The following is an 11744-nucleotide window of genomic DNA, read 5'->3' as shown; positions in this document are numbered from 1 at the left end:
AGATATGCAAAAAGTGTCTACGCAACAATTATTAGCGCCAATTTTAAGTTTTTTAAAATGCGAAACCCCACAGCAGTGGGTTGATGAAGCGATAAAAAAAGAAAATTTATCGATTATATTAATCGACCATTTGATATGTGAATTAAAAGCAGCGCAATCAGCGATGTTTTTAATTCGTAAGTATGCGGTGGATAAAGAAAGTAGCGACGCTCTGCTTGAGTGGCTAAAACCGTTTGAAACATTAATTTATAAACGTGAAGGCAATTGGCGTGACTTAGCGGCTAAAAATAAGCTTACCAAGGCTATTATTCCTAAATCTAACTCGCCGTATGGGCAAGAGTTAATCGATAAAATGGTGATGCTAATAAAAGAAGAGTTGCATCATTTTTATCAAGTATTAGAAATTATGGACGAGTACGGTGTTGAATATAGAAGTATTACCCCATGTCGTTATGCTAAAGGTATGCTGCGCAATGTAAAAACCTTTGAGCCAGATGCTCTGGTCGATAAGCTTATAGTGGGTGCTTACATTGAGGCGCGATCGTGTGAGCGTTTTGCTAAGCTTGCTCCGCATGTAGATAAACGTTTAGGTGACTTTTATATATCGCTATTGCGCTCAGAAGCGCGACATTATCAAGATTATTTAACGCTGGCGCAAGAAATTGCCGACTTTGATATTACCGAGCGAGTGCAGTTTTTTGCAGAAAAAGAACGTGAGCTCATTGCAACGCCCGATACCGACTTTAAATTTCATAGCGGTATTCCTGCATTAAAAAACTAACCTTTTGTAGCACTCATTTTACGCCTTAAAAGGAGTGCTAATTAACTTTTGAGCCTGTGGTGTAACCACTAAATATGAGCCTTGGGTGTACCAGTCACCTAAAACCGTACGCGTTAAAGTTTCTTGGTTTACTGTGTAAGTATGCACATTAGGGCGATGAGTATGACCGTGGATCATATTAGTGACCTGGTGCTTAGCAAAAGTAGCGAGTACGGCGTCATCAATCACATCGAGTATTTCAAGGGGTTTATTGGCTTGGCTAAGTTTACTTTTTTCACGTGCATTACGGGCTATTTTTTTACGATACCATAGTGGCATAGCCAACATTAGTTTTGGCCACCACCACCCGCGGCTTTTACGACGAAACTTTTGGTACTCTATATCTTGAGTACACATTTCATCGCCATGTAAAATAACCGTTGGTGTACCGTATAAATCTATTACGGTTTGCTCATCAAGTAAGGTCATGCCTGCCATTGCGGCATACTTGTCGCGCATAATAAAGTCGCGATTACCATGAATAAAATAAACCGGTGTACCGCCATCACTGACTGCTTTTAAATGCTTTGCTACATTAGCGCTCAGCGTTGTAATGTAATCGTCGCCAACCCATACTTCAAAAAAATCACCTAAAATGTACAGTGCATCTACATCTTGATTAAGTATGTGCGTATTTAAAAAGCTAAAAAATGCCGCGCTAATATCAGGGCGGTTTTCACTTAGATGTAAATCGGCAATAAAATAAGTTTTGCGAGTCATAGATGAGTCTTTTTAGATAAAATAAAAGCGGGCTTATATAAATTAAGTAAATATTTAAACTTAATTTATATTAATACCCGCTTATATACTCACATAATGTGAGTAAACGCTATTAGTTAACAGTAACGCTTTCGATAATTACATCTTCAAGTGGTACGTCTTGATGAAAGCCGTTGCTACCAGTTGCTACGCCTTTAATTTTATTAACTATGTCCATGCCTTCAACAACTTCAGCAAATACACAGTAACCCCAGCCTTGCGACGTTTCGCTGCTGTGGTTTAAAAAATCGTTGTCGTTAACGTTAATGAAAAATTGCGCTGTAGCTGAATGAGGATCAGGCGTACGTGCCATTGCTAAAGTACCTACTTTATTTGATAGGCCATTGTTAGCTTCATTTTTAATTGGATCATTTACTTCTTTTTGATCCATACCAGGGATAAAACCACCGCCTTGAACCATAAAACCATCGATTACACGATGAAAGATAGTGCCGTTGAAAAAGCCAGCATTTGCATACTCTAAAAAGTTTTTAACTGTGTTTGGAGCTTCTTGATCAAACATTTTAATGGTGATGTCACCAAAATTAGTGTGTAGAACAACCATGAGGTTTCCTGTATCTGGTTTAAATAGTCGCGCTATTTTATCTCAGTTAGCTAAGATTAACAAAGTAGATGTTTGCTTTGTTATAAAGCGCTAGAGCAGGGGCTTTTCAAGTGGTAACATAGCTGTTCAAGTTAATAGTCAAGGACTCAAAGTAAATGGTTAATATATACAACACACTAACGCGACAAAAAGAGCAATTTAAACCAATGGTCGAAGGCAAAATCGACATGTATGTGTGTGGTATCACCATTTATGATTACTGTCATATTGGGCATGCGCGTACCTTTGTTGGCTTCGATGTGATTGTTCGCTACCTTCGCCATATTGGTTATGATTTAAAATATGTGCGTAATATTACCGATGTTGATGACAAAATAATTAAACGCGCTAACGAAAATGGCGAGTCAATAAACGACTTAACTGTGCGCATGACGAAAGCCATGCATGAAGATTTTGATAGTTTAAACATGTTACGCCCCGATGTTGAACCAACAGTAACTGCGCACATGGATGAAATTATTGAAATGGTTGAGCGCTTAATTACCAAAGGCCATGCTTATGTTGCTGCCGATGGCGATGTATTGTTTGATGTTTCTACCTTTGAGCAGTACGGCGCATTATCGCAGCAAGATTTAACCATGCTGCAATCAGGATCGCGTGTTGAGGTTGCTCAGGATAAAGACGATCCGCTTGATTTTGTATTGTGGAAAAAAGCCAAAGCGGGTGAGCCATCATGGTCATCGCCATGGGGCGAAGGGCGTCCAGGTTGGCATATTGAATGTTCTGCTATGAGCTCAAAGCATTTGGGTGAGCATTTTGATATTCATGGTGGGGGTTCTGACTTACAGTTTCCGCATCACGAAAACGAAATTGCACAATCGTGCTGTGCAAATAATGGCAAGTATGTAAATACTTGGATCCACACGGGTATGGTGCAAGTAAATAAAGAAAAAATGTCTAAATCGTTAGATAACTTTTTTACTGTGCGTGAAGTGTTAAAACAGTACGATGCAGAATCGGTACGTTACTTTTTAATCTCGGGCCATTACCGCAGCCAGCTAAATTATTCGCAAGAAAATTTAGATCAAGCTCGCTCATCACTTGAACGTATTTATACAGCACTTCGTGGGGTTGAACCGGTAGCGTGTGAGCTTGATGACAACGAGTATGTTATTAAGTTTAGAAAGGCGATGGATGATGACTTTAATACACCAGAAGCATTACCTGTGTTGTTTGAGCTAGCTAAAGAGCTAAACCGCGTAAAAGATATTGATAGCCAGCAAGCAGGGCAGTTAGCATTTATACTAGGTAGCATAAGCGAAGTGCTAGGTGTTGCTCAGCAGGACCCAGAAGCCTTTTTACAAGGTGGGCAAGACGATGATGAAGTAGCACAAATTGAAGCGCTAATAGTTAAGCGTAACGATGCGCGTGCTAGTAAAAACTGGGCTGCTGCTGATGAAGCGCGCGATGCACTTAGTGCGTTAGGCGTAATACTAGAAGATTCAGCCGGTAAAACCACTTGGCGTAAAGCGTAATTGGTTTATTTCAAAAATAATAACTAACTTTATTAGTTGCATTAAAAAGGGTTGCCACTTGGCAACCCTTTTTTGATTCTGTTAGCGCTTAGCTATGATATTTTTCACACGCTTCGAGGGTGTTTTCAATCAAGCTTGCCACTGTCATAGGGCCTACACCACCAGGTACAGGGGTAATAAAGTCAGCTTTTTGCTCAGCAACACTATATTCAACATCACCCACTAACTTACCGCTATCTAAGCGGTTAATACCTACATCAATAACAATCGCACCTTCTTTAACCCAGTCACCAGGAATAAATTCAGGTTTACCAACTGCAACCACTAATAAATCGGCCCGACGAACATGGGTTTCTAAGTCTTGTGTAAATTTATGACAAACAGTGGTAGTGCAACCAGCTAACAATAGCTCTAGTGCCATAGGACGCCCTACAATATTAGATGCACCTACAACCACAGCATGCAATCCTTTATAACGCACACCCGTTGAGTCAAGTAAGGTAATAATACCTTTTGGTGTACAAGGACGAAGGGCTGGCATACGTTGGGCTAGTCGGCCTATATTGTAAGGATGAAAACCATCTACATCTTTATGCGGAGTAATACGTTCAAGAATCTTTTCTACATCAAGACCTTCAGGTAAAGGGAGTTGTACTAAAATACCGTCAATTTCTTGATCGTTGTTTAATTCATCAATTAACTCTAATAGTGTTTGCTCAGTGGTATTTGCTGGTAAATCAAAAGATTTAGAGATAAAACCAACTTCTTCACAGGCTTTACGTTTTGAGCCAACATAAACCTGACTCGCAGGGTCGAGTCCTACAAGCACTACTGCAAGACCGGGCGCACGAAGGTTTTGTGCTACTCGCTCTGAAACGCGTTGTGCAACTGCGCTACGTACTTGTTTTGCTATTGCTTTACCATCAATGATGTTTGCCGTCATGGGTGACCTTTAATTAGGGTTAATTAACTTGATACAGATACTTAAAATGGATATACAAAAAATAGGGGTAATGTAATAAAGAAATACTTACTTTATTAAATCCATTTTTAATATGTTTACTATTTTCGCAGAAAAGCACTAAAGCGCCAAGTTGCTTTTAGCTAATAGCGTATTTGATTATACAAAATAGTCTAAATTTCAGCCGGCTATTAGGTTATTCTGGCTATTATGAACTAAAAGTGAGCAATTGAATTATTTTCTTAAAAAAACGTTTGACCTAACCCAGCCAAATCACTATTATGCACCCCGTTGTCAACGAGGTCACTCGCTAACAATTATAAGCATCGGCGATTAGCGCAGTTTGGTAGCGCACTTGGTTTGGGTCCAAGGGGTCGCAGGTTCAAATCCTGCATCGCCGACCACTTTCTTAAGTAATTAAGCTAAGTGGATATTATTTGGGTATTAATGCAATAGTACATTTGCACAAAGCCATTGTACTTACGTAATTAGCTTATTGGTAAACTATGAAGTTTTCGATGCGCCCATAGCTCAGCTGGATAGAGCAACGCCCTTCTAAGGCGTGGGTCGAAGGTTCGAATCCTTCTGGGTGCACCATTTGAAAACAAGTAAATACCGTGGTGATTGTAGCTCAGTTGGTAGAGCCCCGGATTGTGATTCCGGTTGTCGTGGGTTCGAGCCCCATCAGTCACCCCAATTTACAAAGAGTATCGGCGATTAGCGCAGTTTGGTAGCGCACTTGGTTTGGGTCCAAGGGGTCGCAGGTTCAAATCCTGCATCGCCGACCATTTTCTTATAAATGGTCTTAAATACAAAGTTTAAGTATTCAAAAGTTAAGTATAAAAAATATATCGGCGATTAGCGCAGTTTGGTAGCGCACTTGGTTTGGGTCCAAGGGGTCGCAGGTTCAAATCCTGCATCGCCGACCATTTTCTTTATTAACAATAAATGAAAATGGTTTTGATATTACACGCACTACTCACTTCAAAATCAGTATTATCGAGCACTTTGTTAAAGCAGAGATTGTTAATATTCGAAAATAAATAATAAAAACTCACTAATAAACTATTTTAGAACTTATAAACTATAACTTTATACTTTTGATTAGCTGCTAAATTAGCCTGTTTTTTATTCGCTTGATTACTAATAACACAATTGTGCTTCAAAAAATTGTTTCCTACACTCGACTATCATCAATATTACGTTATAATGCCGCGTCTATTATTTTAATATAGTGCCCGCAGGGCAGAGCAGCAATGGTATCTGGTGGTAGCGACGAATGTTTTTAAGCCACAAAGGTTTAAATTTTATCAAGACTCCTAAAGATGACTTTGTGTGTAAAGAAGGCGAACAGTCGCCAAAATTGAAGATTGAGGTAAATCATGCAAGTTTCTGTTGAGACGACCCAAGGCCTTGAGCGCCGTCTGACCATCACCGTTCCTGCAGAGAACGTTGAGAATGAAGTAAAAAAACGCTTACAACAACTGTCAAAAACGCAGCGTATTGATGGCTTCCGTGCTGGTAAAGTTCCAGCATCAGTAATTAACAAGCGTTTTGGACCAGCAGTTCGTCAAGAAGTTGCTGGCGAAGTAATGCAACGTAATTTCTATGAAGCAATTGTTTCAGAAAAAATTAACCCAGCTGGCGCACCAACATTTGCTCCAAAAGCACTTGAAGCTGGTAAAGATTTAGAGTTTTCGGCTACGTTTGAAGTTTACCCTGAAGTTGAAGTTCAAGGTTTAGACAAAATTACAGTTGAAAAACCAGCCGTAACAGTAACTGACGAAGATTTAGCTAACATGCTAGAAACACTTCGTAAGCAACACGCAGATTGGGCTGAAGTTGATACAGCTGCTGGCGAAAACGACCGTGTAACGGTTGATTTTGTAGGTACTATCGACGGTGAAGTATTTGAAGGCGGCAAAGCTGAAGACTTCCCATTAGAACTTGGCCAAGGTCGTATGATCCCAGGTTTTGAAGATAATATCGTAGGTAAAAAAGCAGGCGAAGAAGCAATTGCTGATGTAACTTTCCCTGATGATTACCATGCTGAAAACTTAAAAGGTAAAGCGGCTCAATTCACTATCACAGTGAAAAAAGTTGAAGCGCAAGAGTTACCTGAATTAAGCGAAGAATTTGCAACTAAATTCGGTGTTACCGAAGGTGGTGTTGACGCGCTTAAAGTTGAAGTTAAAAAGAACATGACACGTGAGCTAGACCAAGCGGTTAAAGCTAACGTTAAAGATCAAGCTATTAAAGGTCTTTTAGCGAACAACGAAATTGAAGTGCCTAAAGCACTAGTTGATCAAGAAGTTGACGCATTACGTCAGCAAGCTGCTCAACGTTTTGGTGGCGATGCGCAAAACATGCCTGAGCTTCCTGCTGAATTGTTCCATGAGCAAGCAGTAACACGTGTTAAAACTGGCCTTTTATTAGGTGAAGTGATTAAAGCTAACGAGATTAAAGTTGACGACGCTAAAGTTGAAGCATTAATCGCAACGGTAGCTTCTGCATACGAAGATCCAACTGAAGTAGTAGAATACTACAAAGCGAATGATCAACTTATGCAGCAAATGCGTAATGTAGCAATGGAAGAGCAAGCTGTTGAGGCTATCTTAGCTAAAGCAACTGTGACTGACGTTGAAACAGCATTTGACGACATCATGAATCCACAGCAAGGTGCTTAATAAGTCATTGACTTAAGTGCTCGCTAACGATTAAATGGCTCGTGTTACTCTGTTTATGCAGTGTGCTCGGGCCATTTTAGTTTGTGGTTCTTAATTTGCGAAAAATGATAACTATGCTTTTCTTTAATAAGGACAAGTATAAGCGCATAAGGAATTAAATAAGTATGAATATTGGTATTACAGATCCCCTAAACGCATTGGTCCCTATGGTTGTTGAACAAACACCTAAAGGCGAGCGCTCGTATGACATTTATTCGAGATTATTAAAAGAGCGTATTATCTTTTTAACGGGTCCTGTTGAAGACAACATGGCAAACCTGATTTTAGCGCAAATGTTGTTCTTAGAATCAGAAAACCCAGATAAAGATATCTTTTTATATATAAACTCACCAGGTGGTTCGGTTACTGCGGGTATGGCAATTTACGACACAATGAACTTCATTAAACCAGATGTAAGTACAATTTGTGTAGGTCAAGCTGCTAGCATGGGTGCTTTTTTACTTACCGCTGGGGCAAAGGGCAAACGTTTTTGTCTACCGAACTCGCGCGTAATGATCCACCAACCATTAGGTGGTTTCCAAGGTCAAGCATCTGACTTTGAAATACATGCCAAAGAAATCCTGTCTATTAAAGACAAGCTAAACCGCTTAATGGCTGAGCATACAGGCCAACCATTAGACGTGATTTCTAAAGACACTGATCGTGATAACTTTATGAGTGCTGATCAAGCTGTAGATTACGGCATTGTAGACTCAGTATTTAAAAATCGCGCTAGCAAGTAAGCGTTTGGCAAACAGCTAGGCTGTTTGCCACTTTGAGTTACTATGCGAAAAAATTAAATTTTGGTATAGTTAAAACGTATTGAAATAGCCATCGACCAATTTGGTGGCCAACGTATAAAATGAGGTAGCTGAATGTCTGACACTCCTACAGACGGCGACAAAAGTAGTAAATTGTTATACTGTTCTTTTTGCGGCAAAAGCCAACATGAAGTACGCAAATTAATTGCAGGCCCTTCAGTATATGTTTGTGATGAATGTGTAGAGTTGTGTAACGATATTATCAGAGAAGAAATAAAAGACATTGCGCCTAAGCACGATGCCTCTGACAAACTACCTGTACCAAAAGAAATTCGTAAACACTTAGACGACTATGTTATTGGCCAAGACCATGCTAAAAAAGTATTGTCTGTAGCGGTATACAACCATTACAAACGCCTACGTAATCAGTCGACTAAGCAAGATATTGAACTAAGTAAAAGTAATATCTTATTAATTGGTCCTACAGGTAGTGGTAAAACATTACTAGCAGAAACGTTAGCACGCTTATTAGATGTGCCGTTTACTATGGCCGATGCAACCACATTAACCGAAGCGGGTTATGTGGGTGAAGATGTTGAAAACATCATTCAAAAGCTGTTACAAAAATGCGATTACGATGTAGAAAAAGCACAACGTGGTATTGTTTACATAGATGAAATTGATAAAATTTCTCGTAAATCAGACAACCCGTCAATTACGCGTGATGTATCAGGCGAAGGCGTGCAACAAGCACTACTTAAACTGATAGAAGGCACCATAGCTTCGGTTCCACCACAAGGTGGCCGTAAGCACCCACAGCAAGAGTTTTTACAAGTAGATACGTCTAAAATCTTGTTTATTTGTGGTGGCGCATTCTCAGGTCTTGATAAAGTGATTGAGCAACGTAGCCATAAAAATACCGGTATTGGTTTTGGTGTTGATGTTAAAGAGTCTGCAGCGAGCCGTTCTTTAAGTGATACATTTAAAGACGTAGAGCCAGAGGATTTAGTTAAGTACGGCTTGATCCCTGAGTTTATCGGCCGTTTACCGGTAGTTGCTACATTAACTGAACTTGATGAAGCTGCACTAATACAAATTTTAAGTGAGCCTAAAAACGCCATTACTAAACAGTTTTCAGTATTGTTTGGTATGGAAGATGTTGAGCTTGAGTTTCGCGATGATGCCTTAGCTGCAATTGCCCACAAAGCAATGGAGCGTAAAACAGGTGCTCGTGGTTTGCGTTCAATCGTTGAAGGTGTATTACTTGATACTATGTATGAGCTACCTTCTATGGATAATGTAAGCAAAGTGGTTATAGATGAAACCGTAATTAAAGGTGAATCAGACCCAATTTTGATTTATGAAAATAATAATCAAGATAAAGCAGCATCTGAGTAGTTTTTAAGCTATTTGATTTAAAAAGGAGCCTAAGGCTCCTTTTTTTGTTTGCCCAGCGAAGCTGGCAAACCCGATAGGCTGAAAGATGCCTTATTACCCTGACTAAGGGGAAGATAATCTGAATGGCAAGGGCGTCACTGGCCAACGGTGGGGTCTGAAGGAAGCCATAAGAAGTTAGAGGTACACAACTAACCGTAACCTGTTTCGGCAGTATTGGTGGGTCAGCGTGCAAAATAGCGCAACGCCCTATACTTAGTCAGACCAATACTGTGCTTGAGGGTGGGATTTCTAACAGGGAGCCAGTGCAGTAACTGGGGAAGCCTGGCATCTAAACTTAGTGTAAATAAGTGGCCTAAACTCAAGGGGAAACCCAAGGTTTAACGTCGGTGTGAGGTGGCAGATGAACCCGTAGTAGTGAGTAAGGCTAGGCCGATGAAAGCCAGTAATGGTGTGGAGGACAAAACCAAGCCGACTATCAACAGAATGTTTGATAGGGTCAATTTTAATCAAAAGTTTTAATTGATTGCGAAGGGGGGAAGTATTCTTTAAGTGTATGAAAATCAGGAGTATCGACGTATAGGCTCACATGTATTTCGACGGAAATAGGCAAGAGATGACGGCTAAGCAGGAATGTGGACGCTGAGAACTGAAGGCCGAGCATGGGAGTAATGAGCGACCACTTAGGCAGATTGCCATTCGGCTAGCACACCTAATGTCCTCATGAAGAACACCACTATACATCAATGTGAAACGACAGACATACCGTAAGCAAAGGCAATTGATGACAGTTTACTACAGCTTGTATGGGCAATTATTAGATATTAATAACCTGTACAAGGGATTCAAAAAAGTGAAAGCAGCGAAAGGAGCGGCCGGAATAGATAGGCAGTCCATAGCCGCGTTCGCCTTGAATTTAGAAGAAAACTTGAAACAACTGCAAGGTGAACTGCAAAGCAAGCAGTATCGCGCACAGCCAGTCAAACGGATAGAAATACCGAAAGATGATGGTGGTGTGAGACTGCTGGGAATTCCAACAGTTCGCGACCGCATAGTACAACAAACACTATTGAACATTCTCCAACCGCTCTTCGACATCGACTTTCACCCATCAAGTTATGGGTACAGGCCGAAACGAAGTTGTCATGACGCCATCAGCAAAGCCACGGTATTTATTCGTAAATATCACCGTGAGTGGGTGGTTGATATGGATCTGTCGAAGTGTTTTGACCTACTCGATCACGACTTGATCATAAGCAGCGTCAAAAGCAAAGTGACAGACGGTAGCATCTTAAAACTGCTCAAACAGTTTTTAAAAAGCGGAGTAATGATAGGCAATAATTGGGAAGCGAGTGAGCTAGGAAGTCCACAAGGTGGTGTTATCAGTCCACTGTTGGCGAATATCTACCTAGATGCATTTGATCAAGAAATGAAAAAGCGAAATCACAGAATAGTGAGGTACGCCGACGACATATTGATCTTATGCTGCACAGAAAAAGCAGCCAAGAATGCACTCACAGTAGCGACTCAGATACTCGAAAAAGGCTTAAAGTTAACAGTCAACGAAAAGAAAACGCACATAGCGCATAGTAGTGAAGGCGTAAAATTTTTGGGAGTGGAGATAGGCAGTAATTGGACGCGTATCCAAGCCACAAAACTCAAAGGCTTTAAACAAAGAGTTAAACGATTAACAAAGCGAAATAGTGGCATGAACTTAATTGAAGTAATAAAAAGACTCAATCCAGTGGTGCGCGGCTTTGTAAATTATTTCAGTATAGCCAATTGTAAACGAGTGCTAAATTTGTTGGCAAGGTGGGTGAGACGACGATTAAGGGCAATTCAGTTAAGGTTGTGGAAAAACCCAGCGAGGTTGCATAAGCGACTAAAACAATTAGGGAAAAAGCCGCCATTTAAGTTCATCAAAATGAACTCATGGCGAAACTCTCTAAGTCCATTATCGAATGTAGCGATGCCAAACCAATGGTTTGAGGAGCAAGGTTTATATTCAATGGAAAAAGTAAGTACAGGATGGCTTGCTCAATCGGCGTTTAGAAAATAAGCCGAAGGGATAGAAGAATACAGGAGCCGTATACGAGGCCCGTACGTACGGTTCTGTGAGAGGGATGAGGCAAAAGCCTCACCCTACTCGATATAATTAATTTAATTGAGTACGGGAAAATCGTTGAACTTTAATTAGGTTATCCCCATATACTTGAGTAATC

9 protein-coding genes and 5 tRNA genes are annotated in these 11744 nt (G+C 40.3%); 11 read left to right on the top strand and 3 right to left on the bottom strand.

Translation table 11 applies throughout. The annotated features are described in order from the left end of the window. Positions 1-13: 13 nt before the first annotated feature. Positions 14-781 carry a tRNA isopentenyl-2-thiomethyl-A-37 hydroxylase MiaE gene (gene miaE / locus PNIG_RS11925; protein ID WP_011328726.1) on the top strand — a complete coding sequence of 256 codons (768 nt, stop codon included), beginning with the start codon at positions 14-16 and terminating at the stop codon, positions 779-781. A gap of 18 nt (positions 782-799) precedes the next feature. On the opposite strand, the gene PNIG_RS11920 is transcribed toward miaE, so the two are convergent. Together PNIG_RS11920 and PNIG_RS11915 are read right to left on the bottom strand one after the other, a co-directional pair. Beyond that, positions 800-1540: a UDP-2,3-diacylglucosamine diphosphatase gene (locus PNIG_RS11920; RefSeq protein ID WP_011328725.1), complete on the bottom strand. Its 741-nt coding sequence runs from the start codon at positions 1538-1540 to the stop codon at positions 800-802. Positions 1541-1652: 112 nt separating this feature from the next. Continuing rightward, entirely contained in the window at positions 1653-2144 is a 492-nt protein-coding gene (locus PNIG_RS11915; protein ID WP_011328724.1) for a peptidylprolyl isomerase, read from the bottom strand. 155 nt (positions 2145-2299) lie between these two features. On the opposite strand from PNIG_RS11915, the gene cysS reads away from it, so the two are divergent. Then, entirely contained in the window at positions 2300-3679 is a 1380-nt protein-coding gene (gene cysS / locus PNIG_RS11910; protein ID WP_086993300.1) for a cysteine--tRNA ligase, read from the top strand. 88 nt (positions 3680-3767) lie between these two features. Here the strand turns inward: cysS and folD are convergent, their stop codons facing one another. Continuing rightward, positions 3768-4622, bottom strand: a complete 855-nt coding sequence (gene folD, locus PNIG_RS11905) for a bifunctional methylenetetrahydrofolate dehydrogenase/methenyltetrahydrofolate cyclohydrolase FolD (protein WP_011328722.1) — start codon at positions 4620-4622, stop codon at positions 3768-3770. A 345-nt stretch (positions 4623-4967) separates the two neighbouring features. Here folD and PNIG_RS11900 point away from each other — a divergent pair. From PNIG_RS11900 to ltrA, 9 genes are all read left to right on the top strand, one after another. Next, positions 4968-5044, top strand: a tRNA-Pro gene (locus PNIG_RS11900). 116 nt (positions 5045-5160) lie between these two features. Then, positions 5161-5237, top strand: a tRNA-Arg gene (locus PNIG_RS11895). Between the two features lie 23 nt (positions 5238-5260). Continuing rightward, positions 5261-5336, top strand: a tRNA-His gene (locus PNIG_RS11890). A 15-nt stretch (positions 5337-5351) separates the two neighbouring features. Then, positions 5352-5428, top strand: a tRNA-Pro gene (locus tag PNIG_RS11885). Positions 5429-5492: 64 nt separating this feature from the next. Further along, a tRNA-Pro gene (locus PNIG_RS11880) sits at positions 5493-5569 on the top strand. A 453-nt stretch (positions 5570-6022) separates the two neighbouring features. Next, positions 6023-7327, top strand: a complete 1305-nt coding sequence (gene tig / locus PNIG_RS11875; RefSeq protein WP_011328721.1) for a trigger factor — start codon at positions 6023-6025, stop codon at positions 7325-7327. Positions 7328-7491: 164 nt separating this feature from the next. Continuing rightward, complete coding sequence (gene clpP / locus PNIG_RS11870) at positions 7492-8109, top strand: ATP-dependent Clp endopeptidase proteolytic subunit ClpP (RefSeq protein WP_011328720.1); 618 nt, start codon at positions 7492-7494, stop codon at positions 8107-8109. A gap of 132 nt (positions 8110-8241) precedes the next feature. Beyond that, the gene (clpX, locus tag PNIG_RS11865) at positions 8242-9525 is read left to right on the top strand and encodes an ATP-dependent protease ATP-binding subunit ClpX (protein WP_011328719.1); all 1284 of its coding nucleotides are present in this window, start codon (positions 8242-8244) and stop codon (positions 9523-9525) included. Between the two features lie 781 nt (positions 9526-10306). Further along, positions 10307-11581 carry a group II intron reverse transcriptase/maturase gene (ltrA, locus tag PNIG_RS11855; protein ID WP_089368512.1) on the top strand — a complete coding sequence of 425 codons (1275 nt, stop codon included), beginning with the start codon at positions 10307-10309 and terminating at the stop codon, positions 11579-11581. Positions 11582-11744 lie beyond the last annotated feature (163 nt).

Source organism: Pseudoalteromonas nigrifaciens (assembly GCF_002221505.1).
GTDB lineage: Bacteria > Pseudomonadota > Gammaproteobacteria > Enterobacterales > Alteromonadaceae > Pseudoalteromonas > Pseudoalteromonas nigrifaciens.
The sequence above is the reverse complement of the archived record's forward strand: the minus strand, read 5'-3'. Positions and strand labels throughout refer to the sequence as shown.